Origin of the sequence: Candidatus Kinetoplastibacterium desouzaii TCC079E (assembly GCF_000340795.1) — a bacterium.
Classification (GTDB): Bacteria; Pseudomonadota; Gammaproteobacteria; order Burkholderiales; family Burkholderiaceae_B; genus Kinetoplastidibacterium; species Kinetoplastidibacterium desouzai.
This window is the reverse complement of sequence record NC_020294.1, coordinates 762,698-787,252: the sequence shown is the minus strand read 5'-3', so window position 1 is coordinate 787,252 and position 24,555 is coordinate 762,698. Positions and strand designations below refer to the sequence as shown.

The following is a 24,555-nucleotide window of genomic DNA, read 5'->3' as shown; positions in this document are numbered from 1 at the left end:
TTAACTCATAATTTATAAAAGTGGCAATTGAAATATGAATATGTCTAAAAAATCTTGTTCTAATTACACAAAGCCTACAGTATCTAAAGCAATTCATCAAAGTATTGATAATAATAATGTTATATCAAAAAAATATTCAAACAAGAATACATCAATTTTTTTAATTGGAATGATGGGAGCAGGGAAAAGTACAGTTGGTAGATGTTTAGCTCAATATATAGGAAAAAAATTTGTAGATTTAGATTCTGAAATTGAAATTGCTTGTGGTGTTAATATCCCAGTGATTTTTGAAATAGAAGGAGAAGATGGATTTAGAAAAAGGGAGACTGATATATTACAAAAAATTTCTTTAGAGAAAAATATAGTCCTAGCAACTGGTGGAGGTGCTGTATTAGCAGAAGATAATAGACATCTTTTGACTAGTGGTGGGATTGTTGTATATTTACAAGCTAATATTGATGTTTTATTTAAAAGAGTTTCTGTAGATCAAAACCGACCTTTATTAGCCATTAAAGATCCGTATGTAAAGATTAAAGAACTACTTGAAATTAGAGATCCTATTTATCATGAAATTGCTGATATAGTTATAGATACTAGTTCATATAATGCTGCTGATATAGCTAAAGAATTGTGTTTAATTTTACAAAAAATATGAGAAATTAAGATGAATGTTGTTACAGTTAATGTACCTAGTGGGTCATACTCTATAAATATTGAACCAGGACGTTTAGATTTTCTAGATAGCGCTGTTCCGTCTGATGCTACTTCTATAGCTATAGTAACCAATCCTAAGGTTGGTGCTCTATATTTATCAAGAGTTAAGGAATCTTTGTTAAAAACTGGTTTATCTGTTTTTGTAATAGAATTGCCAGATGGTGAAATTTATAAAGACTGGGTTAATTTAAATAAAATTTTTGATGTTCTATTATCAAATAAAATGGATCGTCATGCTGTACTAGTTGCTTTAGGTGGTGGTGTTATTGGTGATATTACTGGTTTTGCTGCTTCTGTGTATATGCGTGGAATACGTTTTATTCAAGTTCCAACTACTTTGTTAGCACAAGTAGATTCATCTGTTGGAGGAAAAACAGCTGTTAATCATCCTTTAGGTAAAAATATGATAGGGTCATTCTATCAACCTGAATCAGTAGAAATTGATATTGATGTTCTAAATACTTTGGATGCTAAACAAATATCTTCAGGATTATCTGAAGTTATTAAATATGGATTAATATTAGATCAGGATTTCTGGGTATGGTGTGAAAACAACATAAACAAGTTACTATCCTTAGATAAAGATGCATTGAGTTATGCTATTCAGCGTTCTTGTGAGTTAAAGGCTTATGTTGTTGGTAAAGACGAAAAAGAATCTGGATTAAGAGCTATATTAAATTTAGGTCATACATTCGGTCATGCTATAGAGTCTGGTCTTGGGTATGGAAATTGGTTACATGGAGAAGCTGTTGGTTGTGGATTAGTACAAGCGTCTGTCTTATCATCTTTATTATTTAATTTGGATGAAAGTATTGTAGAAAGAGTTAAGTCATTAGTTAAGTCTATAGGGTGTCCTATCACAGCTCCCAATTTTAGTTTGGAAAAATGGATTGATTTAATGTTAGTTGATAAAAAAAATCAACATGGCAAGATTAGATTTGTGTTAATTACTAAAATTGGTGAGTCTTTAGTACAGGATGTTTCTGAAGATATGATAAAACTTGCTATACAAGAAACAACAAAGTAAATATTACATGAGAATTAATATAGCGCCTTATGCATGTAATCCGAAAGAAACTAAAGGTCGTTTATATAACGAATTATTTACAGATCATGATAAATTAAATAATTTTCAGAAAGATGTTAATAGAATAATTTGCTCTAGATCTTTTAGAAAATTAGAGTCTAAAACTCAAGTTTTTGTAAATAGTAAATCCAGAAGTTGTTTCCGTACGCGTTTAACCCATAGCTTGGAAGTAGCTCACATAGCAAGAAGCATATCGAGATATTTAAATCTTTCTGAGGACTTGGTAGAAGCTATTTCTTTAGCACATGATCTAGGACATTCTCCATTTGGCCATGCAGGTCAGGATGAAATGAATATTATTATAAATAGACTTAATCCTGATTTTGGTGGTTTTGAACATAATTTATATGCATTAAGAATTGTTGATTTGTTAGAAAAAAGATATTCTGAATTTAATGGATTAAATTTATGTTTTGAAACCCGTGAGGGTATTATTAAACACTGTAGTAGGAAAAATGCAAGAAAAATAGGAGATGTAGGGATTAGATTCTTAAATTCAAATAATCCTTCACTAGAAGCCCAGTTGGTCGATTGTGCTGATGAAATAGCTTATAGTACGCATGATATAGATGATGGATTATATTCTGGTTTAATAAAATTATCTCAAGTTAAGCAGTTATATCTTTTTGGTAAAAATTTTGATGCTATTAGTAAATTATATTCAGGTGTTGATGAGAGAGTTTTGATTCTTGAAACTATAAGAGAAATTGTACGTGTATTAGTAAATGACATAATTTTTAACTCTAGGCGCATTATTAAGCAAATGAACCCTAAAAATGTTGATGATGTTAGGAAGATGAGTAGAATGATATCTTTCTCTAAAGATATACGTATATCTTTAAATGAGATAAAAAGTTTTTTATACGAAAATTTATATCAAAATAAGGAAGTATTATTTTCAGCCTTAGAAGGAAGATCTATAATTAAGAATTTATTTGAATGGAAATTAAACAATCTTAATTACTCATCACAAGATGGAGTTGATATGATTTATAATAAAATTCAACTTGCAGTTGATTATATCGCTAATATGACTGATCGTGAGGCTATTTATGAATATAATTTATTACATAAAATTTAAAGTATTTTATTAATTTTTAATTAATTATTTATCATATTAAATAAGTATTCTCCTGTATATCCTTTTCTTGATATGGCTATTTGTTCTGGCGTTCCTTGATCTACTACTTCACCTCCTAATGGTCCTCCATCAGGACCAATGTCTATTATCCAATTTGAGTTTATTATAACTTCCATATTGTGTTCAACTATAACTATAGTATTACCTATCTTAGCTAGTTTATATAGAATGTTCATCAAAGATTTAGTATCTTGGAAATGTAAACCAGCAGTTGGTTCATCTAGAACATATAGAGAATGATTATTATTATTATTTTTAGATAATTCTACTGCTATTTTTAATCTTTGTATTTCACCACCAGATAATGTATTTATATTTTGTCCTAAAGTAATATAATTTAGTCCAACATTTATTAGTGATTGTAGTTTTTTATTTATATCAGGTATGTTTTTAAAAATAATTAAAGCATCTTCTATGGTTAAGTTTAGTACTTCATTAATATCTAAACCATGATATTGAATTTCAAGAGTTTCATTGTTATAACGTTTACCATCACATAAATTACATTTTGATTGTGTGTTAGGTAAAAAATACATTTCTATATTTTTTAGACCATTACCATGACATTCTTCACATCTACCTCCTTTAAGATTAAAACTAAATCTGCTAGGTGTATATCCACGAATTCTAGATTGACTTGTCTGGGCAAATAATTCTCTAATTGTAGTAAATACTTCACAATAAGTTGCTGTATTGCTATGAGATGTGCTGCCTATAGGATTCTGATCTATGTACACTACATTGTTAAAATTATTTGCTCCATCAATTAAAAAGTTAAATTTTATTTCTTTGTTCCTAATGTAGTTTGAGACAGCAGGAATTATAACATCATTCACTAAAGTTGTTTTTCCTGAGCCTGATACTCCAGTGATACAAGTAATTAATCCAATCGGTATTTTTATGTTTATAGATTTTAGATTTTTAATTCTAATATTTTCTAGTATTAACCATTTGGTATGTGAGTTTATAGTTTCTTTTGTTTTCTTATTGTAATGAGATTTTAAAAATGAACCAGTTATAGAATTCTCATCATTTATAATAGTATCTACTGTTCCTTGTGATATTACATTGCCACCATTTATACCTGCCCCTGGACCCATATCTATTATCCAATCAGCATTCATTATTATGCTCTCATCATGGTCTATGATGATTAGGCTATTACCTAGTTTTTTTAGTTTTTTTAATATGCTAATCACATGTAATATATCTTTTTTATGTAAGCCTGTAGAAGGTTCATCTATTATATAAGTTATGCCTGTAAGATTAGAGCATATTTGACCTACAAGAATTGCTCTTTGTGCTTCTCCTTTAGAGATTTTGTTTATGTTAATATTAAGAGGTAGATAATCTAATCCGGCTTGTTCTAGAAATGATAATTTTTTGAGTATTGTATAAATGATTGGTTTTGTTATTTGCTTTTCAGTATCATTTTTAAAAACGATGTTGTCTAAGAAGATAATACATTCTGATATTGATAGAGATTCAACTTCATTTATAGATAAATTATTGTTTACTTTTTTTAATAAACTATTGTTATAGCTAATTTTTATATGTCTTGCTTCTTCGCATATTTTTGATCCTTTACATGAGTCACATTCTTTTATGTTTGTATATTTTTTTAATATACTTATTACTTTTTGAGATTTAGTGTCTTCTAGTTCTTTTTCTAAATAAGAAATAATTCCTTTAAATAAGATTTTTTCATTGCTAGAGCTAGCTTCTCCGTAAAGAAATATATTTTTAATATTGTCAGGTAATGATTTAAATGTGGTATCTATATTTATATTATATTTAGAGATTAGTGATTGTATCTCTTTAAGGTTTGTTTTATTAACTATTTTTATAAATGTTGATATAGTTTGATCTTGATTTATGAGTAGATTTTTATCAAAGACATATATCTTGCCACTTCCTTTACATTTCTTGCATGCTCCTGACATGTTATTAAAACTGAATAGGCTTGGTTCTATTTTTTTTATTTGATAATCACAATATTGGCATTTTAATTTATTGGAAAAGAAAAAATCTTTTTTGTGCTCATTGTTTTCTATAATTACTGTTCCATTTCCTAATTTTAAAGCTGTTTCAAAGCTAGAAATCAAACGTTGTTTATGATCATTTTTAATTAATAAACGATCTACTACTAATTCTATATTGTGGTATATGTTGTTTTTCTTGATTTGTTCTAACTCATTTATTTCAATAATTTCTTGATTTATACGTACTCGTAGGTAACCCTGTTTTTGTAGGTTTGTAATGATTTCTTCTATATTATATTTATTACATTGTATTGGAGCTAGGATGAAAATTTTAGTTCCTTTCTCTAATGATAGAGTCCAATCAACTATTTGTTTTACATTATGCTGTCTTAGGGGGGTGTTGTGGTTAGGGCATAACGGGGTACCTAATTTTGTAAATAATAACCTTAGATAGTTACTTATTTCTGACACCGTACCTATGGTTGATTTGTTACTAGAAGAATTTATTTTCTGTTTTATAGCTATGGCAGGAGAAAGACCATCTATATAGTCTATATCTGGGACCTTTAAAAGGTTTGTAAATTGTTTTGCATAGGTAGATAAATTTTCTAAATATCTTCTTTGGCTTTCTGCATATATAGTGTCATAGACCAGGGAAGATTTTCCAGAACCTGATACCCCTGTAACTAATACTATTTTATTTCTAGGTATATCTATAGATATATTTTTTATATTATGTGTTCTAATTCCTTTTATGCTTATATTACTCATATTTACACTATTTTTTGTTTAATCATAAAAAAATATTTTCTAAATAACTAATGAGTTTAAAGTATTTGTATACTGATATACAATTCAATTTGATAAACAAATAATTATTAGGTGGTATTTTATGGCTTCGGTTAATAAGGTTATTATAATTGGTCATTTGGGAAGAGATCCTGAAGTTCGCTATACACCAGAAGGATCTGCTATTTGTAATATTTCGGTCGCTACAACGTCTCAATGGAAAGATAAGAACACTGGAGAGCGTAAGGAGGAAACAGAGTGGCACCGTGTTGTTTTTTATAATCGTTTAGCAGAAGTAGTAGGTGAGTTTTTAAAGAAAGGAAGACCTATTTATTTAGAAGGAAGATTAAAAACTAGGAAATGGCAAGATAAGGATACTGGTGCCGATAGGTATAGTACAGAAATTATCGCTGATCAAATGCAAATGCTTGGTTCAAGAGATAGTAATATTGAAAATGTTATACCTGAGGAAAAACAAAATCCACGTGCATATAAAAACAAGCAACAACAGGGTGTTTCATATTCAGATAATAAAGTTTTTGATGATTTGTCAGAAATGGATGATGATATTCCATTTTAAGAATAAAGCTGTTATTTTTTGTAAATATTTTTAATTTATTAGAAGGATATTATAAATATGTCTATGCCAAGCATAAGAAAAAATATATTTGTTATTAAGAATTCTAAAGGTAAACAAAAGATTGCAGCTTTAACTGCATATACATCATCTGTAGCAAGAATTGTTGATAGGTATGTGGATTTTATATTGGTTGGAGATTCTCTTGGGATGGCTTTATATGGATTTTCTGATACTTTGTCTGTTACTTTAGATATGATGATAGCTCACGGATCTGCTGTAGTAAGATCATCAAAGAGTGCTTGTATTATAATTGATATGCCTTTTGGTTCTTATCAAGAGTCTGAGTCTCAGGCATTTATGAATTCAGCCAAGGTTTTAGCTAATACTGGAGCTCAAGCTATTAAGTTAGAAGGAGGCTCAGAAATGGCAAAAACTGTTAGTTTCTTAACTAAAAGAGGAATTCCAGTTATGGGTCATGTTGGATTAATGCCTCAACAATTTAATACAGCTGGTGGTTTTAAGGCTCTTAAATCAGAAGAATATATTTTTAAAAAAATTTTAGATGATGCTTTATCATTAGAAGATGCTGGTGCTTTTGCTATAGTACTAGAGTGTGTTGCTGAATCTATTGGAGAAAGAATCTCAAGTAAATTAAGTATTCCGGTGATAGGTATAGGAGCATCTCCTTCTTGTGATGGACAAATACTTGTAATTAATGATATTTTAGGTATGCAAAAAGATTTTTCACCAAAGTTTGTAAAACAATATATTTGTATGGAGGATCATATTGCAAAAGCTGTTGAACAATATGTTTCAGAAGTTAGAGAAAGTGCTTTTCCAGGCAAAGAACATTGTTTTTTTTCTTAGAAAGATTTCTCTAATGTTTAGATTGAGAATACCTTATACGGCTCTGATGCACAAACACGTAATTTATTAACTTTTTTGTGTTATATCTTATTTTTATGTAAATCAAATAATTGATTTGTTATGTTTTTTATTTGTTTTTATTGAGTCTTAATGCTTGTTAAGAAATTAAATTATTGTAATTCTAGATAAAACTACCCAATTCGTTAAGTTAGATATAGATATATCATATTATTAATATAATTATTTAATTGATTTGTACTTAGCACTATTATTTTATGAGTAAATGTCTTTATCAATATTGAAGATTATTTATTTTCAAGAAGATTTAAGTGACATAACTTATATGCTTAGTATTAGAGTTAATATAAAGCATAATTGTTAGTGTCATTTAAATCTTTTGATGATAAGTATTATTCTGTGTTAATGTTCAGTATTATAAGTTTTCTTTAATTAGCTGACCTAATGATGATATTCCTTCTATGATTTTATCTTCAGGAACAGTAGCAAAACTTAGTCTCATTGTACAATTTTCTTCAGGAGTTGGAGCTATAAAGAATGGTTTCCCTGTTACGAAAGCTATATTACGCTTAATTGCTTTGTTTAATAGTAAGCTACTGTCTAGATGTTTGGGCAGTGTAATCCATAAGAACATACCACCTTCTGGTTTTGTCCATTTGACATCTTTGGGAAATTCATCTTTTATAGCTTTTAACATACATTGTCCCTGTGTACGGTAAATTTCTCTGATTTTTGGCAAATGTGTTTTTAGAAATCCATTTTTTATGACTTCATAAACAGCCATTTGTGTCAGCATAGGTGTATGTAAATCTGTTGCTTGTTTTGCTTGTACAAGTTTCCTTATGATAGGAGTGGGAGCTATTACATATCCCAAACGCAATCCAGGAGCTAGTATTTTTGAGAAGGTACCTAATCTAATTACTGTGCTATTATTTTCTTTAGATAGAGATAGTAAGCTGGGTTGCTTATTACCTGTATATCGTAATTCTCCGTATGGATCATCTTCTATTATTGGAATATTTAAATCACCCATAATTTTTACGAGTGTTTTCCTTCTTTCTAGGCTTAGAGTTCTTCCTGTAGGATTTTGGAAATTTGGTAATGCATATAGGAAGCGAGCATTAAATGCAATTTGTTCTGTAATATGTTCAGGAATGAGTCCTCCATCATCTGTAGATACAGGCACGAAATTTGGTTGATATAATCCAAATGATTGTAATGCTCCTAAGTAACTAGGATTTTCTACTAGAATTTTATCACCTTCATTGATAAAAATTTTACCTAATAGATCAATAGCTTGTTGTGATCCGGAAACTACAAGAACTTGGTCAATATTGATATTGGCTCCAGATTCATTCATTTCTTCTACAATCCACTGTCTTAAAGGTGTATATCCTTCAGTTGTTCCATACTGCAATGCAGTTCGACCATTTTCTGCAAGAACTTTATTAAAAGCTTCTTGCATTATTTCTACAGGGAAACCATCTGGAGAAGGTAGACCTCCAGCAAAAGAAATTATTTCTTTTTTTTCTGTAACTTTTAGAATTTCCCTTATTGCAGAGCTAGTTAGTTTTAACGCACGATCTGAAAAATGAAATTCAGGTTCTATTGTGTTATTCACTTAGGTTCCCCTATTTATTTTTAAAAAATATTTAATTATATTGATAATAATTCTTTCTACTTCATTTGTATATTTAGGTTATGTTTCTTAATAAACTATTTCATAGTAAATATATCTGTTTTTATAGATATACTGAAGAATATTAGTAATATTTGTATTATAGGTATTGCTTTAATGAAAATATATTCATATATATAAATATTTTAGATTATTTAGTGTTATTACTTAATGTGTTCATGTTATAAAAAACAACATTTTAAAATTTATAAAGGTAATTTTATATTTAGGTGCTTATTTGGCGATTGATATTCATTCAATTCATAGGATTTATCTATAATTCTGGTTACTATATAACTATATTTTAAATATGTTCTATATGACATAAATACGTTTATATGGTCTTTGTATTTCTATTGTAAATACTTCTATATTAGAAGTGTTGTTTTTTTATTAGGAGATTGTTGTGCCAATTTACGCTTATAGATGCGAAATGTGTGGTCATAGTAATGAGGTGTTACAAAAAATGAATGAAGATCCTATTAAAAATTGTCCTAATTGTGGGAAGAATTCATATTTAAAACAAGTTACAGCGCCTAACTTTCAGTTAAAAGGTACTGGTTGGTATGTGACAGACTTTAAAAATGAAAAAAATAATAAAAGTTCTATTAAAGAAGAAGTTAAGGCTAATGAAGGAATTGCTACTCCTAAAGAAACTCCTACTAAAACTACTGATGATTAGTATTTATTATAAGTGAACTATAATATGTTTAAAAAATATTTTATTACTGGTCTTTTGGTTTGGATTCCAATAGTTATAACTTTATGGGTACTTAATCTATTAGTTAACATATTGGAAGCATTTGTTCCTAATTTTTTATCTTCCAAGTCTTTGTTAGGATTTAATATACCAGGATTTCGATTGTTTTTAGTTTTTTTTGTAATTCTTATTACTGGTATTTTAGCTGCTAATTTAATTGGACGTACTATCCTTAATTATTGGGAATCTTTATTAGGGCGTATTCCATTAGTTCGCTCTATATATAATTCTGTTAAACAGGTAAGTGACACAATTTTATCACCAGAAAATCAATCTTTTAAACAAGCTGTTTTAATTGAATATCCTAGAAAATCTTGTTGGACTATAGCATTTTTAACTGGTGTTCCTGGTGATCTAGTTTTATCTAGCACATCTGGGTCATATGTAAGTGTTTATGTTCCAACAACACCTAATCCTACATCTGGTTTCTTTTTAATTCTAAAGGAGGAAGATATAATTGTTTTGAATATTACTGTTGATAATGCTCTGAAATATATTGTATCTATGGGTGTAGTTAGTCCTTATGAATCAAATTTATAAGTATTTAATAAGTTTAACTAATGTTTAAAATGGAGTTTTTGTAATGCGTACCTGCTATGTTGGTCAGGTTTCTCAAGAATATTTAGATAAAACTATTGTTCTATGTGGGTGGGTTCATCGTCGTCGTGATCATGGAGGTGTAATATTTATAGATTTGCGAGATCATACTGGATTAGTGCAAGTTGTTTTTGATCCTAAAGATGATTGTTTCCAGTTAGCTGGAACTTTACGTAATGAATATTGTATTTTTGTGAAAGGAGTTGTTAGATTACGTCCAAGTGGAACAAAAAATACTGATTTAATGACTGGAGATATAGAAGTAGTTTGTAATAATCTGGATATTTTTAATTCTGCAAAGTCTATACCATTTCATTTGGATGATATAAATTTATCGGAAACAACTCGTTTAACTCATAGAGTTTTGGATCTGCGTAGATCACAAATGCAGAATAATCTTAAAATAAGGCATCTTGTTACAAAAGAAGCTAGAAATTTTTTGGATGCTTTAGGTTTTATAGAAATAGAAACACCAATGCTTACTAAAAGTACTCCTGAAGGAGCGCGAGATTATTTAGTTCCTTCTCGTGTGCATGATGGACATTTCTTTGCGTTACCTCAGTCACCTCAATTATTTAAGCAGATGTTGATGGTTTCAGGTTTTGATAGATATTATCAAATCACGAAATGTTTTCGTGATGAGGATTTACGTTCTGATAGGCAACCAGAATTTACTCAAATTGATTGTGAATTATCTTTCTTAGGAGAGGAAGAGATCCGTAATATTTTTGAAAGAATGATTAGAGATATTTTTAGATCCATTAAAAATATTGAATTGCCTGATCCTTTTCCTACCATTACATGGAAAGAGGCATTAGAAATATATGGTTCCGACAAACCAGATCTTCGTGTAAATTTATCATTAATAGATGTTACAGATATTGTTAAAGATGTCGATTTTAAGATTTTTTCTTCAGCGGCTTCTGATTCTAGTAGTAAAGTAGTTGCTTTGAGAGTACCGTCTGGTGCTTCTATGTCTAGGAGTGATATAGATAGTTATACTAAATTTGTAAGTGTATACGGTGCAAAGGGTCTTGCTTATATTAAAATATTAGATCTTGATAAAGGACGTGATGGAATTCAATCACCTATAGTAAAAAATATTAATGATAAGGCTTTAAGTCTTTTAATAGAAAGAACATCAGCACAAAATGGTGATATTATTTTTTTTGGTGCTGATAAAAAGAAAATTGTAAATGATTCTATGGGAGCATTGAGATTAAAAATAGGAACTAGTGATTTTGGTAGGCAGAATAGTTTATTTATTGATTCATGGAAACCTCTTTGGGTTATAGATTTTCCTATGTTCGAATATGATGAAAAGGAAGATCGTTATGTTGCTATTCATCATCCTTTTACTAGCCCAAAAGATGGACATGATATCTTTTTAGAAGAAAAAAGATATGATAAAGTTATATCAAAAGCATATGATATGGTTTTGAATGGCTGGGAAATAGGTGGTGGTTCTATTCGAATTCATAGAGAGAATATTCAGAAACAAGTTTTTAAAGCATTAAAATTAAATAATGACGAAGTCAAAGATAGATTTGGATTCTTGTTAGATGCTTTACAATATGGAGCTCCTCCTCATGGTGGAATAGCTTTTGGATTGGATAGATTGGTAGCAATAATGACAGGAGCTGAATCTATTCGTGATGTAATAGCTTTTCCAAAAACTCAAAGGGCACAATGTTTACTAACTCAAGCACCATCAACAGTAAATGTTGAACAATTAGATGAGTTGCATATTAAGTTAAGGAATACTGACGATTAGAATCAATCTACACTTAGGATAGGGATATTACAGCATAACATTTCATTTGTAATAATATAGATGAAATGTGTGTTGTAATTGGAACTGCGTAAATTGTATTGCTATATGGATAATATGTAGGGTTAATAATTAGTTAATTATAGTATTATATTATTTACAATTTTTAAGGTTCAGTTGTTTCTTAATTTGATAATCTTTAAATACATATAAAATTTTATGAATAATAAATCTTAGAATTATAAAATTAATTATTTCTATAATAAAGTTCTGCTATGCGTGCAAGACCATCAAGAACTGGTCTATCTATATAAGATATTTCTATCTTTTTTCTATTATCTAAATTTGTTTTGCCTAGTAAATTACGTATTTCTGTTTCTAATTCTGGCCATACTCCTCCTGTGACATATATATTAGGAATTTGTTTGTAAATATGGAAAGCTTCTGTATATTGTTTCATAAGAGCCCCAGATTGTGCTGCAGCTACTCCTGAATTTATTGCTTTTATGGTGTCAGTAGAAAATCTTGTTGAATTTCCATTGGTCATAGGTAAATTAGCAGTGCCGTTTGTTAAAGCTTGTCTCATCATAAAAGTTCCTGGTAATATTATTCCATTCATGAATATATTGTCAGGACTAACTGTATCTATCGTAGTTGCTGTTCCAAAACTAGCTACGATAAAAGGAGGATGATCAATGGTTTGTCTAGAAAGAATACCTATCATAGATGCCCATCTATCTGTACCTAACATATAGGGAGATTGATAGTTGTTAGTGAGGCCAAACATTTCTTTTGTAGAAGAAATCCAATTAACATCACAACCAACCTTGTGTAGTTCGTTGGTAATAATAGCTTCTCTTTGTTTACCAGCAACGTTTGAGCCTATTGCATATATAGGAGTTTTAGGTAGTGTTGATATCCATTGACTTAGTGATTTTATATTCAGATTATCAAAAATAGCAGCATGAGATTCACGGCGTGCTACATTCATTTTATAATCCAACCAGCCAATTTTTATTCTACTATTACCAGAATCAATTAAAATGATCATTTTTACAATTGATAGAAACATTACCAAAATATACAGATTCTTTTCCAGACATTGTTTTTATTGTTAGATGTCCTAGTTCATTTATTCCTTCTGCTATTCCATTTTGAGTTTTTATTCCATTTTCCTCAACGTTAATTCTTTTCCCAAATAGGAAATCAATTCTATTGAAACGATCATAAAAGATTTTTAGTCCGTAATTTTGTAGAAGATACATATCTTTATACCAGGATATACATATAGTAGTTATAATTTTAACAATTTGCTCAGGTTTTATATTATTAGTGATTTCTGACCAATCAGCCACACTTCTATGAAGAATCTGTGATTTATATAATGCATCGTTTAGATTTACACCTATTCCTAGAACTATATTATGAATATTATTTTCTTTTTTGTCTTTAATAGTTTCTACTAATATGCCAGATAGTTTCTTTTCTTTCCATTGAATATCATTAGGCCATTTAAGATTTAACTCTAAGCCTTTATTACCTGCTATTTTTTTTAGAGATTCACAGGCACTGATTCCAGCTACTATTGCTATAGAAGACAAGTTGAAACTAGGAATTCTAATTTTAAAGCCACAAGAAAACATTAGATCATTATTGCTAAGCCAACTTTTACCTTGTCTTCCTTTACCTGCATATTGATGATTTGTTCCTATTAAACATGGTAATTCTACATTTTTATTTTTTATCATGTTTAATAAGTCTAAATTAGTAGATGATGTATCGTTAGTCCATAATATTTTATTGAACATATATAGTTCTTTTTCTATCTTTTTTAATAATAATTTATTTTTTTCAAAAGATATAGAAGGCATTTTAATAAAATTCCAAGTAATTATATTTTTTTATAAAGGTTTTCTAGTAGTCTCAATTTGTAGAATATATAATTTAATAAATATATAATTAATTATACTTGTTTACGAACTTAAATAGTATATTGATTAATAAGTATATCTTGAGTTTTATTCTGGTTTATTTTCTCATATACCTGGATACTACTTCCATCAATTATGCAATATATTTAGATTGTTGATGAAAATTACAACGATTTGAGATTTTAATTTATGTCTAATAGTGAAATAAAAAATTTAATAGATGGGTCTGAGGCAATAGACTATGTTATTGATTGGCCTAGTAACATATATGGATGGTCTTTAGTATTACATCCTCATCCTTTGTATGGAGGAAGTCGCGACAACAAGGTTGTAACTACAATTTCAAGAGAGTGTGTGAGGCAAGGCTTAATATCAATTAGACCTAATTTTAGAGGTGTTGGTGAATCTTCTGGGGTTTTTGATAATGGTATTGGTGAAACTGAAGACATGGTTAGGTTAATAAAACATGTAATTGAGCTTTATCCTTACTTATTAGACTTACCACTTTTTATATCAGGTTTTTCATTTGGTTCAGCTGTTGCTGCAGAATTATCTTCTAGGATTTTAAAAGATAATTTGGGAATAAGGATTAGAAATTTAATTCTTATTGGTTCAGCTGTTCAGCGTTTTCAATTTAGTGATTTAGTTATTCCTAGTAATACAGTAATTATTCATGGTGAAGTAGATGAGGTGGTAGCATTTAGTGAAATGTTAGATTGGGCTAGACCAAGAGCAATACCTATTATTATGATTCCTTCATGTTCACATTTTTTTCATGGCAAATTATTATCATTGCGGCAAATGGTTTCTAATTGTTTAAAGTCTAGTATAATTTAGTATTAAAATATAATAGAATTAACAACTATTAGGGTTTTTGTAGAATTATTGTCTGATAAGTAGTTTAGCTTTAATAAACTCAAATATATTTTTTTATAAGTAATTGTCTGATGAATTTATTATTGAAATTGATATTTTTTATTTTTTATTTCGTGTTTCTCAATCTCTCTTTTTATGCTTATAGTAAGCCTTTCGAAGAAACATATGTTCTGTCAATATCTGGGGATGCAAATAGATTATCTATACCTGTAAGTGAAGTTTCTAGATTTCCAAACCCTAAAATAGCCGCTAAATCATGGATAGTTGTAGATGTAAATAGTGAACAAGTGTTATCTTCATATAATCCAGATATAAAACTTGAGCCTGCTTCTTTGACAAAAATCATGACATCATATTTAGCATTTAATGCATTAAATGATAAAAGATTGGATATAGATCAGACTATAACAGTTTCAGATAAAGCATGGAAGACAGGTGGTTCTAGAATGTTTATTGAACCTAGAAAAAAAATTTCTATTCATGAATTATTACAAGGTGTTATTGTCCAATCTGGAAATGATGCTTCTATAGCTTTAGCTGAATCTGTTAGTGGTGATGAAGATTCTTTTGTTGCTCTAATGAATCAAGAGGCTAAATATCTTGGTATGAATAATACTCATTTTGTAAATTCTACAGGATTACCTCAAAAGGATCATATAACTACTGCTAGAGATTTAGCCATACTATCAACAAGAATGATTAAGGATCATAGTCGTTTTTTGCACTATTATAAACAGAAAGAATTTACATATAATAATATTTCACAAACTAATAGAAATAGATTATTGTGGTCAGATGTATCTGTAGATGGTTTGAAGACAGGATATACAGATTCTGCTGGTTATTGTCTCGTGGCGACAGCATTGCGTGGAGATAGGAGAATGCTTGTGGTCTTATTGGGGGTTGATAGTGAATCTGTTCGGACAGAAGAAAGTCTAAAGTTATTGAATTGGGGATTTCAAAATTTTGATACTATTTCTGTATGTGACAAAGAGGAAGAGCAGCAAATAAAAGCTAGGGTTTGGGAAGGTACTGTAGATAAGGTAAGACTTGGTTCAACAGATAAATTATGGCTTGCTATTCCTCGTGGCCGGTTAAATGATGTTAGATTTATTGTGGAACGTATAGAGCCGTTGATTGCTCCAGTACAGAAAGGTCAATTAGTGGGTGTTTTACAATTTGTTATTGACGATAAAGTTTTAAAAACAACCTCTCTTGTTTCATTGCAAAATATTAAAAGAGCAGGGTTGATAGGAAGATCTATAGATTTTATAAAGCGTTGGGTAAACACAAAGTTAGCACTATAATTTTATATTAAGAAAATTATGAATCATGATGCCACACAAGAGATTAGTCATTATCCTGGCACCTTTCCTATTAAAATAATAGGAGTTAATAATGATAATTTTAATAAAGAAATAATTAATTTGCTTACAGAATTAGGATTGGTTTTTGAGAAAGAAATAGAAACAAGTTTTAGTAAATCCAATCGATATATTAGTTTGACAGTAAGTATTTATGTATTATCACGCGATCATTTTAATTATATATATGAATCACTAGGAAGACATCCTATGGTGAGATTCATTATATGAATTAAAATTAGAGTATTTGATCAGAAATATAAAGAAGTAGCTAATCCCTATTGTAATAGGGACTAGCTACTTCTTTATAATATGTATTTTGCAAGATCTTGATTGGAAGTAATTTGTCCTAATTCTTCTTCTACATATTTCTCATTTATAATAATATCTTTCCCATCCATATCAGAAGCTTCAAAAGAAAGGTTTTCTAGTAGTTTTTCCATAACAGTATATAATCTTCTTGCACCAATATTCTCATTGGTTTCATTTACATAAAAAGCTAAGTTAGCTATTTTAGCTATACCATCTTCAGAGAATTGAATGTTTATGTTTTCTGTATTTAGAAGAGATGTATATTGTTTTGTTAATGAAGAATCAGTATCTCTTAGTATATGTATGAAATCATTAATGGATAGTGAGTCTAATTCCACTCTGATAGGAAATCTTCCTTGTAATTCTGGTATAAGATCAGAAGGTTTTGATAAATGAAATGCTCCAGATGCAATGAAAAGCACATGGTCTGTTTTTATAACTCCATAACGAGTATTAACAGATGTGCCTTCTACTAGAGGAAGTAGGTCTCGTTGTACTCCGTGACGAGATACTTCTGCATTATCAGAACCATAACGAGTAGCGATTTTATCTATTTCGTCTAGGAATACTATTCCATTTTGTTCTACATTTTTAATTGCTTTAGATTTAATATCGTCATCATTAATTCTTCTGTTTTCTTCTTCTTCTACTAGAATTTTAAATGCATTTTTAATTTGCATTTTTTTATTTTTCTTCTTATCTTGGGTCATACCAGAAAACATTGTTTTAATCTGATCTGCCATTTCTTCCATTCCTGGTATAGTCATAACATCTAAATGAGTTGATATTACAGGGATAGATATTTCTATTTCTAAGTCATCTATTTTCCCTTCTCGCAATCGTTTTCTGAACTTTTGTCGAGCTGTATTATCTGTTGTTATTTGATCATTATCATTACTAGAGGAAGGAGGGATAAGTATATCTAAAATTCTTTCTTCTGCTGCTTCTTCAGCCAGTGACCTAATTAATTTCTTTTCTTTTTCTCTAGCTTCCTTAACAGCTTGTTCTATTAAATCTCTAATAATAGTATCAACATCTCTACCCACATAGCCAACTTCAGTAAATTTTGTTGCCTCTATTTTTATAAATGGAGCATCAACTAACTTTGCTAATCTGCGCGCTATTTCTGTTTTCCCAACACCTGTAGGTCCAATCATTAGAATATTCTTGGGGTGTATTTCTTGGCGTAATTCTTCTGGTACTTGTTGGCGGCGCCAACGATTTCGTAGGGCTATAGCAACTGCTTTTTTTGCACGATTTTGTCCAATAATATGCTTATCTAATTGATGAACTATTTCTTTAGGAGTCATGCTAGTACTTGATGGCATAAAACAATTTCCTTTTTTGGGAATTCTAGAATTCTTAATAAAATATACTTTATTTATAAAGTTTCAATAGTATGGTTTTGATTTGTATAAATACAAATATCACTTGCTATTTCTAATGATTTTTTGACTATTTCAAGAGGTGATAGGGTGGTGTTTTGTAGTAAAGCCAAGGCTGAAGCATGTGCATAAGGACCTCCTGATCCTACTGTAGCCAATCCATGTTCTGGTTCCAACACGTCACCGTTTCCTGTCAGAATTAGAGTATTGAAATTATCTGCTACTATTAACATGGCCTCTAGTTTTCTTAAGAATTTATCTGTTCTCCATTCTTTTGTCATTTCTACTGCGGAGCGAGTTAAGTTGCCTGAATATTTTTCTAATTTTTTTTCAAAGAGTTCTTGTAGAGTAAATGCATCAGCAGTTGCTCCAGCAAATCCCGATAGAACTCTATCTTTATATATTTTTCTTATTTTTTTTGCTGTGCTTTTTATTACTATATTACCCATAGTTACTTGACCGTCACCGCCGATAGATACTTCATTTCCTCTTCTTACACATACTATAGTGGTTGCATGAAAATTTTCCATTAACTTATCCTGTTTCTGTTTTGTTCTTTTATTGTAATCATAATTGATTTAGAAAATTTATATATAAAAAATAATTAACAGTTTTTGTATATAAGTTAAGAATTAGCATATATTAAACTTCTGAGAATTTTTATTGTTTACCATATAATTTTTGGCGCATTTCTCTTCTTTCTTGAGCCTCTAGAGATAAAGTTGCAGTTGGTCTGGCAAGTAATCTTGGTATACCTATAGGTTCTCCAGTTTCCTCACACCAACCGTAGTCTTTACTCTCAATACGAGCAATAGATTTCTGTATCTTTTTTAAAAGTTTTCTTTCTCTATCTCTACTTTTTAGTTCTAAGGCATGTTCTTCTTCTATTGTTGCACGATCAGCTGGGTCTGGTACAAATTGTGTTTCTTTGAGATATTCTGTAGTAGCTTCTGCTTTTAAGAGAATTTCTTGTTCCAATTGTTGTAATTTTTTTTTAAAAAAAGCAAGCTGTATATCATTCATATAATCTTCTTCAGACATGGCTAATATATCTTGTTCATTGAAGTTATGCATGGGTACAGAGCACTTGTCTTCTATGCTTGTTACTTTATTTGCTGTCATACAACTACTCCGATAGTAACCTGTATTATGGATATTATTAATATGGAAATTATAATTTAGTAAGTCTTATTTTATAAGACATAGTTCCAATCCTTGTATGAACATGTCTTTTGGTAGATTCTGTCCAATAAATACTATTTTATTATTGGGTTTTTCTGTTTTTGCCCAAACTTCTGCTGGTTCTGCTCCCATTATCATATGCACACCTTGGAATAAAATTTTATTTTCTATTCCTTTCATGTATAAAATGCCTTTGTATCGTAACATATCAGTTCCATATTTTTGAACGATTTGTGATAGAAAGTTTTCTAATTTTTCTGGATCGAATGGTTTATATGATTGAAATACAAAAGATGATATACCATCATGATGATGGTGATGGCACTCTTCTGTACATGTATGATCTTCTGATTGTAAGAAGCTTGGATCTATATCCAATACAGAATCTAGATTAAAACCACTTATGTTAAGAAGATAGTTTATATCTAAAACATCTATATTTAATATCTTTATAGGTGCTTTAGGGTTTATTTTAATTAATCTTTGTTTTAAATTATTTAGATTCTCAGGAGGTACTAAATCAGATTTAGATATTAAAATAATATCTGCGAAACCAACTTGTTTTTGTGCTTCTATTTGATTGTTGAGTGTTTCTGGAGCGTGTTTTGCATCAACTAAGGTGATTAGTGAATCTAGTTTATAATGATTTGCAATATAATCATTTATAAAAAATGTTTGACATAATGGTCCTGGGTCAGCAAGTCCCGTAGTTTCAATTATTATTCGCTCAAAGTCTAATTGTTTTTTTGATAATTTTTCATATAGATCTGATAGTGTTTTTATTAAATCTCCACGTATTGTGCAACAAACACAACCATTAGATAACTCTACAATTTCTTCATTAGTATCATGAACTAGGATTTCAGTATCTATATTTTCTGATCCAAATTCATTTTCTATAACAGCTAATTTATTACCATGTTGTTCTTTTAGAATTTTATTTAGTAAGGTGGTTTTACCTGAGCCAAGAAATCCTGTAATAATAGTTACAGGTATCATGTTTTTTAATTCTTTCACTGATTCCATAAATAGTTTCTCTTTATATAAGCATCAAAAAAGTCTTATTTAATAAATAATTTTTAGTGCTATAAATATAATAAGATAAATAATCAATTAATCTTATTAGCAAGTTTATAAGGATATTTCATACAAAATAAAGCGTCAACATTATTATCATTTTATGTTTTTATGATTTATTTTTTCTATAAGCTCTTGGATGAGTTTTATCATATATAAGTGATAAATGTTGAAAATCTAGTTTTGTATATATTTGCGTTGTTGATATTGTTTTGTGGCCGAGTAATTCTTGAACTGCTCTTAAATCTTGTGACGATTGTAATAGATGACTAGCAAAACTATGTCTTATAGTGTGAGGTGATATATTTTCTGGTAAATTGAGATGTAAAGAAGTTTTTCTTAGTTGAGTTTGTATTACTCTTGGGGATATTCTTTTACCTTTTATGCCTATGAATAATGCATATTTATCTTGTTCAGTAGTTTTATTTGAGATAAATTTTTGTCTTGTTTTTATCCATTGATTTAAAGCAAACATAGCTATATTACTTACGGGTAGAATTCTTTGTTTGTTTCCTTTCCCATGTATTATTATTTCTGATGTTTCTATATTTAACCAACTCTTAGATTCATAAGATTTGTTTTTGATAAATATCATGTCTATAGATATTAATTCTGCCAGTCGTAATCCACTAGAATAAAATAATTCAAATATAGCCTGATCTCTTACAATAATAGGGTCGGTGTCATTGCTAGATATTTTTTTTATGTTTTCGTCGAGCAATGCTTTCATTTGATCTACTGAAATAGATTTTGGAAGATTCTTGGGTGGTTTTGGTGCTTTAATATCATCTAATGGGTTTAAATGAATACCTAGTTCTAATTTAAGCCATTTATAAAAACTACGCCACGATGATATCATTCTGGCCAATCCACGAGGTCCTAGTCCTGATGCATGTTTTTTTACAATAAAATTTCTAACAATATCAGTTGTAAGATCTTGTAAATTAACATTTTCTAATTCTAGGAAATTATGAAGTTGTATAAGATCTCTCTTATAATTATTAACAGTATGTTTAGAATATCTTAAATTGGCACTTATATATAGTAACCATTTTTCTATTAGTTGTTTTGTTGTATTATGTTCATAGGTCATTGTTATTTAAGTATTTGTGATTGTTATTAAAAATATAATTAATTATATTTTTAATAAGCTAGTATTCTTGTTTATTGTTTGCATAAGATTGTTTATGGATATTTGTCCGTCAAATACAAAACTGGCTGGGCCGGTCATTTTAATAGATTTACCATCCCAATCTATTGATAGAACACCTCCTTTTGTATGCACTAGAACAGGAGATTGTAATAACCCTCTTCTTATTCCAGAAACAACTGATGCACAGGCGCCTGTTCCACAAGCTAATGTTTCTCCAGCACCTCTTTCATAAACACGAAGAAGAATGCTATGTTGATCTTTGATTTGCATAAAACTAACATTAACTTTTTTTATAAATCTAGGATGAGATTCTATCTCTGGCCCTATAAGAGATACTTCATTTGTATTAATATCATCAATTACAATTATTGCATGTGGATTTGATATAGATAAAACTGACAGTAATAACGTTTTGTTTTTTTCTGTTTTTAATTGCCATAACGTTTCTAATGATTGTTTTCTAAATTCTAATGATTCTGTGTTAAATGGTAGGCTTTCTGGATCAAAAGAAGGTTTACCCATATCTACTGTTACTGATCCGTCGTTATTTTCGTTAAGAGTAATAATACCAGATGTAATTTCTGCTTTTATAGGATTTTTGTTAGATAAATTATATTTATGAACAAATTTAACAAAACAACGTGCACCATTTCCACAATTCTCTACTTCTTCTCCCGTAGAATTAAAAATTCTATATCTAAAATCTGCCTCAGGATTTATAGAATTCTCTACTAATAATATTTGATCTGCACCTATTCCAAAATTACGATTTGCTAAGGCTTTAGCTATTTCAGCAGTGAGAATAAAATTCTGGTTTATGCAATTTATTACTATAAAATCGTTACCTACACCATGCATTTTAGTAAAATTTAAAGACATAATTTTTCCAATTAGAATATTATTTTAAGCTTGTAAGTCTTATATAGATTTAAGTAGTGAAAGTAATAGGTACCTATATCTATAGTTCTATTATACTAATAGTTAGTATAGCATTTTATATTGATTTATTAGGATAGAAAATATTTTCTTTGTAAGATATGATAGTATTTTATTCAGGGAATAATTTTTTAAAAAAATAGTAATTATTAAATAGGTGTATTTTAATTATTTATAGATCCTGAAGGTTTCTTATATCTGTCATAGCTCCAAAGATATTGCGTGGGTATTTTACATATAGTTTTTTCTATTATAGTGTTAATATGATTAGTTAGTATGTCAACATCATTTGTGTCGGGTTTTATTATTCTTTCATAGTATATTTGCCATCCTCTACCTTTACTTAGCCTTTCTGCAAAAGCTAATATTAAAATTGAGTCATTTTGTAATGCTAGTTTAGCAGGCAGAGTCATTGCATGAGCTTCATGTCCAAAGAATTTTACTATTGTTCCTTTTCCTTGATTAGGAACTTGATCTGGTAATATTCCAATGAATTCTTTTCTACGTAATGCTTTATTTAATTGCCTCACTCCAGATATATTTGCAGGCACAGCTTTTATATTATAAATATTGCGATTATTTGTAATTAATGATTCCAGATACTTCTTTTTAGGAGGTTTGAACATTATCGTTATAGGGTAATAACAGGCTAGGTGTCTAGCAATTATTTCAAAACAACCTATATGTGGAGTTATAAATATTGTTCCTTTTTGCTCAGATAAAGCTTGTTTTATTACGTTAATCTGGGATGTATATGTTTTCGATAGGCAATATTTATTTTTGAACCATATTTTGGGTGTTTCTAGAATCATCGCTCCAGATTCTTCTGCTGTTTTTCTAAATAGCTCTTGATTATTAAACCCTGCTTTAATCATGTTTGATTGTATATTATCGCGATATTTCTTTGAGCATAAATAAACAGTTTTTCCTATAATCCTTCCTATGTTTTGTAAAATATTTAATGGTAATATTGCTAGTATCTTACATAATATGATTAACATAGTTCTTTTTAAAAAAATCTCTTTTGTTGATGATTAAAAATAACAATAATTGATTAAAATAATGCGATTAGATTAAAATTATATCTATGATTAGTATAATATACTGTTATTGATATAGTTAGTTCTATCCTGTTATTTAAGTTCATTTTAATAAAAAAATAGAAGGTTTGAAGGAATTCTTTGTGAGTAATAATGATTTTTTGTTTACTTCTGAATCTGTGTCTGAAGGTCATCCTGATAAGGTTGCTGATCAAGTTTCAGATGCTATATTGGATGCTATTTTATTAAAGGATTCTGGTGCTCGTGTTGCAGCAGAAACTTTATGTAGTAATAATATGTTGGTTTTGGCAGGTGAGATTTCTACAAATGCTAATATTGATTATATAAATATTGCACGTAATACTATTAAAAACATAGGTTACGATAATGCAGAATACGGCATGGATTATAGAAATTGTGCTGTTTTATTGTCTTATAATAAGCAATCTCCAGATATTGCTATTGGTTTAGCTGCGTCTGGAAAAGATGAGTTAAATCAAGGTGCTGGTGATCAAGGATTGATGTTTGGTTATGCTTGTGATGACACCTTGGATTTTATGCCTGCTCCTATATGGTATGCACATAGATTGGTTCAAAGGCAGGGAGAGTTAAGACGAGATGGTCGTTTACCTTGGCTAAGACCTGATGCTAAGTCACAAGTGACATTCCGTTATGTTAATGGACAACCAAATGAAGTTGATACTATTGTTTTTTCTACACAGCATGCTCCTGATATTAAAATAGCTATGTTAAGAGAGGCTGTAGTAGAAGAAATTATTAAGCCTGTATTCCCTAGTAATTTAATTAGCACTAGAACAAAATTTTTAATTAACCCTACTGGTAGATTTGTTATCGGTGGTCCGCAAGGTGATTGTGGTATCACTGGTAGAAAGATTATTGTGGATACCTATGGTGGATCATGTCCTCACGGTGGTGGAGCATTTTCTGGCAAGGATCCATCTAAAGTTGATAGGTCAGCCTCTTATATGGCTAGATATTTGGCTAAGAATATAGTTGCTGCAGGTATTGCTCGTAAGTGTCAAGTGCAAATTAGTTATGCAATTGGGGTTGCTAAGCCGATAAATATAACTGTATATACAGGTAATACGGTTATTGCTCCAGATAGTAAATTGTCTAATTTTATATATGAGAATTTTGATTTGCGTCCAAAAAGTATTATAAATATGTTGGATTTACAGAGACCAATATATTATAAAACAGCATCTTATGGTCACTTTGGTCGTTCCGAGCCAGAATTTACCTGGGAAAGGCTTGATAAAACTCTTTTATTTAAGAATATTTAGAACAATAGAGA

Annotated in this window: 23 protein-coding genes; 12 read left to right on the top strand and 11 right to left on the bottom strand. The window is 29.4% G+C overall.

Annotated elements, in window-relative coordinates; all coding sequences use genetic code 11:
• Positions 1 to 34 precede the first annotated feature (34 nt).
• Genes CDSE_RS03665 through CDSE_RS03655 form a run of 3 tightly spaced genes read left to right on the top strand, consistent with a single transcriptional unit; the run spans position 35 to position 2,882 of the window.
• Positions 35 to 655 carry a shikimate kinase gene (locus tag CDSE_RS03665; RefSeq protein WP_015396661.1) on the top strand — a complete coding sequence of 207 codons (621 nt, stop codon included), beginning with the start codon at positions 35 to 37 and terminating at the stop codon, positions 653 to 655.
• A gap of 9 nt (positions 656 to 664) precedes the next feature.
• Entirely contained in the window at positions 665 to 1,741 is a 1,077-nt protein-coding gene (gene aroB, locus CDSE_RS03660) for a 3-dehydroquinate synthase (RefSeq protein ID WP_015396660.1), read from the top strand.
• A gap of 7 nt (positions 1,742 to 1,748) precedes the next feature.
• Positions 1,749 to 2,882 (top strand): deoxyguanosinetriphosphate triphosphohydrolase, encoded by a 1,134-nt coding sequence (locus CDSE_RS03655; protein WP_015396659.1) that lies wholly within the window; start codon positions 1,749 to 1,751, stop codon positions 2,880 to 2,882.
• A gap of 20 nt (positions 2,883 to 2,902) precedes the next feature.
• Here the strand turns inward: CDSE_RS03655 and uvrA are convergent, their stop codons facing one another.
• On the bottom strand, positions 2,903 to 5,695 hold the full coding sequence (uvrA, locus tag CDSE_RS03650; RefSeq protein WP_015396658.1) for an excinuclease ABC subunit UvrA: 2,793 nt from the start codon (positions 5,693 to 5,695) through the stop codon (positions 2,903 to 2,905).
• Positions 5,696 to 5,816: 121 nt separating this feature from the next.
• Between uvrA and ssb the strand changes: the two genes are divergently transcribed.
• Both ssb and panB read left to right on the top strand, forming a co-directional pair.
• Positions 5,817 to 6,293 (top strand): single-stranded DNA-binding protein, encoded by a 477-nt coding sequence (ssb, locus tag CDSE_RS03645; RefSeq protein ID WP_015396657.1) that lies wholly within the window; start codon positions 5,817 to 5,819, stop codon positions 6,291 to 6,293.
• A gap of 57 nt (positions 6,294 to 6,350) precedes the next feature.
• Positions 6,351 to 7,160, top strand: a complete 810-nt coding sequence (gene panB / locus CDSE_RS03640; RefSeq protein WP_015396656.1) for a 3-methyl-2-oxobutanoate hydroxymethyltransferase — start codon at positions 6,351 to 6,353, stop codon at positions 7,158 to 7,160.
• Positions 7,161 to 7,593: 433 nt separating this feature from the next.
• Here panB and CDSE_RS03635 read toward each other — a convergent pair whose 3' ends face one another.
• A complete protein-coding gene (locus CDSE_RS03635) occupies positions 7,594 to 8,799 on the bottom strand; it encodes an aminotransferase-like domain-containing protein (protein WP_015396655.1) in 1,206 nt (401 codons plus the stop codon).
• Positions 8,800 to 9,262: 463 nt separating this feature from the next.
• On the opposite strand from CDSE_RS03635, the gene CDSE_RS03955 reads away from it, so the two are divergent.
• The 3 genes from CDSE_RS03955 to aspS are packed head-to-tail and all read left to right on the top strand — an operon-like array spanning position 9,263 to position 11,987.
• Positions 9,263 to 9,538 carry an FmdB family zinc ribbon protein gene (locus CDSE_RS03955; protein WP_083873554.1) on the top strand — a complete coding sequence of 92 codons (276 nt, stop codon included), beginning with the start codon at positions 9,263 to 9,265 and terminating at the stop codon, positions 9,536 to 9,538.
• Positions 9,539 to 9,562: 24 nt separating this feature from the next.
• The gene (locus tag CDSE_RS03625) at positions 9,563 to 10,156 is read left to right on the top strand and encodes a DUF502 domain-containing protein (RefSeq protein WP_015396653.1); all 594 of its coding nucleotides are present in this window, start codon (positions 9,563 to 9,565) and stop codon (positions 10,154 to 10,156) included.
• Between the two features lie 43 nt (positions 10,157 to 10,199).
• Positions 10,200 to 11,987, top strand: a complete 1,788-nt coding sequence (gene aspS / locus CDSE_RS03620; protein WP_015396652.1) for an aspartate--tRNA ligase — start codon at positions 10,200 to 10,202, stop codon at positions 11,985 to 11,987.
• A gap of 244 nt (positions 11,988 to 12,231) precedes the next feature.
• Here aspS and CDSE_RS03615 read toward each other — a convergent pair whose 3' ends face one another.
• Positions 12,232 to 13,035, bottom strand: coding sequence for a type III pantothenate kinase (locus CDSE_RS03615; protein WP_015396651.1), 804 nt, complete (start codon positions 13,033 to 13,035; stop codon positions 12,232 to 12,234).
• Positions 13,019 to 13,855 carry a biotin--[acetyl-CoA-carboxylase] ligase gene (locus CDSE_RS03610; RefSeq protein WP_015396650.1) on the bottom strand — a complete coding sequence of 279 codons (837 nt, stop codon included), beginning with the start codon at positions 13,853 to 13,855 and terminating at the stop codon, positions 13,019 to 13,021. Before CDSE_RS03610 ends, CDSE_RS03615 begins: the two co-directional genes overlap by 17 nt.
• 249 nt (positions 13,856 to 14,104) lie before the next feature.
• Between CDSE_RS03610 and CDSE_RS03605 the strand changes: the two genes are divergently transcribed.
• The 3 genes from CDSE_RS03605 to CDSE_RS03595 all read left to right on the top strand — a co-directional run bounded on the left by CDSE_RS03605 (position 14,105) and on the right by CDSE_RS03595 (position 16,386).
• The gene (locus CDSE_RS03605; RefSeq protein ID WP_015396649.1) at positions 14,105 to 14,752 is read left to right on the top strand and encodes an alpha/beta hydrolase; all 648 of its coding nucleotides are present in this window, start codon (positions 14,105 to 14,107) and stop codon (positions 14,750 to 14,752) included.
• Between the two features lie 110 nt (positions 14,753 to 14,862).
• Entirely contained in the window at positions 14,863 to 16,098 is a 1,236-nt protein-coding gene (locus CDSE_RS03600; protein ID WP_015396648.1) for a D-alanyl-D-alanine carboxypeptidase family protein, read from the top strand.
• 18 nt (positions 16,099 to 16,116) lie between these two features.
• On the top strand, positions 16,117 to 16,386 hold the full coding sequence (locus tag CDSE_RS03595) for a YbeD family protein (protein ID WP_015396647.1): 270 nt from the start codon (positions 16,117 to 16,119) through the stop codon (positions 16,384 to 16,386).
• Between the two features lie 74 nt (positions 16,387 to 16,460).
• Here CDSE_RS03595 and hslU read toward each other — a convergent pair whose 3' ends face one another.
• The 7 genes from hslU to CDSE_RS03560 form a co-directional block, all read right to left on the bottom strand.
• Positions 16,461 to 17,795, bottom strand: coding sequence for an ATP-dependent protease ATPase subunit HslU (hslU, locus tag CDSE_RS03590; RefSeq protein ID WP_015396646.1), 1,335 nt, complete (start codon positions 17,793 to 17,795; stop codon positions 16,461 to 16,463).
• A gap of 53 nt (positions 17,796 to 17,848) precedes the next feature.
• Positions 17,849 to 18,382 (bottom strand): ATP-dependent protease subunit HslV, encoded by a 534-nt coding sequence (hslV, locus tag CDSE_RS03585; RefSeq protein ID WP_015396645.1) that lies wholly within the window; start codon positions 18,380 to 18,382, stop codon positions 17,849 to 17,851.
• 130 nt (positions 18,383 to 18,512) lie between these two features.
• Positions 18,513 to 18,974, bottom strand: a complete 462-nt coding sequence (dksA, locus tag CDSE_RS03580) for an RNA polymerase-binding protein DksA (protein ID WP_015396644.1) — start codon at positions 18,972 to 18,974, stop codon at positions 18,513 to 18,515.
• 66 nt (positions 18,975 to 19,040) lie between these two features.
• The gene (locus CDSE_RS03575; protein ID WP_015396643.1) at positions 19,041 to 20,060 is read right to left on the bottom strand and encodes a CobW family GTP-binding protein; all 1,020 of its coding nucleotides are present in this window, start codon (positions 20,058 to 20,060) and stop codon (positions 19,041 to 19,043) included.
• 160 nt (positions 20,061 to 20,220) lie between these two features.
• Positions 20,221 to 21,204, bottom strand: coding sequence for a tyrosine recombinase XerC (locus CDSE_RS03570; RefSeq protein ID WP_015396642.1), 984 nt, complete (start codon positions 21,202 to 21,204; stop codon positions 20,221 to 20,223).
• A 42-nt stretch (positions 21,205 to 21,246) separates the two neighbouring features.
• A complete protein-coding gene (dapF, locus tag CDSE_RS03565; protein WP_015396641.1) occupies positions 21,247 to 22,143 on the bottom strand; it encodes a diaminopimelate epimerase in 897 nt (298 codons plus the stop codon).
• A 221-nt stretch (positions 22,144 to 22,364) separates the two neighbouring features.
• Positions 22,365 to 23,201, bottom strand: coding sequence for a lysophospholipid acyltransferase family protein (locus CDSE_RS03560; protein ID WP_015396640.1), 837 nt, complete (start codon positions 23,199 to 23,201; stop codon positions 22,365 to 22,367).
• A gap of 182 nt (positions 23,202 to 23,383) precedes the next feature.
• On the opposite strand from CDSE_RS03560, the gene metK reads away from it, so the two are divergent.
• Positions 23,384 to 24,544, top strand: a complete 1,161-nt coding sequence (metK, locus tag CDSE_RS03555; protein ID WP_015396639.1) for a methionine adenosyltransferase — start codon at positions 23,384 to 23,386, stop codon at positions 24,542 to 24,544.
• Positions 24,545 to 24,555 lie beyond the last annotated feature (11 nt).

Bases quoted from the DNA above. Each gene is read 5' to 3' on its own strand.
- CDSE_RS03665 (WP_015396661.1), top strand. From the start codon at position 35: ATGAATATGTCTAAAAAATCTTGTTCTAATTACACAAAGCCTACAGTA.
- aroB (WP_015396660.1), top strand. From the start codon at position 665: ATGAATGTTGTTACAGTTAATGTACCTAGTGGGTCATACTCTATAAAT.
- CDSE_RS03655 (WP_015396659.1), top strand. From the start codon at position 1,749: ATGAGAATTAATATAGCGCCTTATGCATGTAATCCGAAAGAAACTAAA.
- uvrA (WP_015396658.1), bottom strand. From the start codon at position 5,695: ATGAGTAATATAAGCATAAAAGGAATTAGAACACATAATATAAAAAAT.
- ssb (WP_015396657.1), top strand. From the start codon at position 5,817: ATGGCTTCGGTTAATAAGGTTATTATAATTGGTCATTTGGGAAGAGAT.
- panB (WP_015396656.1), top strand. From the start codon at position 6,351: ATGTCTATGCCAAGCATAAGAAAAAATATATTTGTTATTAAGAATTCT.
- CDSE_RS03625 (WP_015396653.1), top strand. From the start codon at position 9,563: ATGTTTAAAAAATATTTTATTACTGGTCTTTTGGTTTGGATTCCAATA.
- aspS (WP_015396652.1), top strand. From the start codon at position 10,200: ATGCGTACCTGCTATGTTGGTCAGGTTTCTCAAGAATATTTAGATAAA.
- CDSE_RS03615 (WP_015396651.1), bottom strand. From the start codon at position 13,035: ATGATCATTTTAATTGATTCTGGTAATAGTAGAATAAAAATTGGCTGG.
- CDSE_RS03610 (WP_015396650.1), bottom strand. From the start codon at position 13,855: ATGCCTTCTATATCTTTTGAAAAAAATAAATTATTATTAAAAAAGATA.
- CDSE_RS03605 (WP_015396649.1), top strand. From the start codon at position 14,105: ATGTCTAATAGTGAAATAAAAAATTTAATAGATGGGTCTGAGGCAATA.
- CDSE_RS03600 (WP_015396648.1), top strand. From the start codon at position 14,863: ATGAATTTATTATTGAAATTGATATTTTTTATTTTTTATTTCGTGTTT.
- CDSE_RS03595 (WP_015396647.1), top strand. From the start codon at position 16,117: ATGAATCATGATGCCACACAAGAGATTAGTCATTATCCTGGCACCTTT.
- hslU (WP_015396646.1), bottom strand. From the start codon at position 17,795: ATGCCATCAAGTACTAGCATGACTCCTAAAGAAATAGTTCATCAATTA.
- hslV (WP_015396645.1), bottom strand. From the start codon at position 18,382: ATGGAAAATTTTCATGCAACCACTATAGTATGTGTAAGAAGAGGAAAT.
- dksA (WP_015396644.1), bottom strand. From the start codon at position 18,974: ATGACAGCAAATAAAGTAACAAGCATAGAAGACAAGTGCTCTGTACCC.
- CDSE_RS03575 (WP_015396643.1), bottom strand. From the start codon at position 20,060: ATGGAATCAGTGAAAGAATTAAAAAACATGATACCTGTAACTATTATT.
- CDSE_RS03570 (WP_015396642.1), bottom strand. From the start codon at position 21,204: ATGACCTATGAACATAATACAACAAAACAACTAATAGAAAAATGGTTA.
- dapF (WP_015396641.1), bottom strand. From the start codon at position 22,143: ATGTCTTTAAATTTTACTAAAATGCATGGTGTAGGTAACGATTTTATA.
- CDSE_RS03560 (WP_015396640.1), bottom strand. From the start codon at position 23,201: ATGTTAATCATATTATGTAAGATACTAGCAATATTACCATTAAATATT.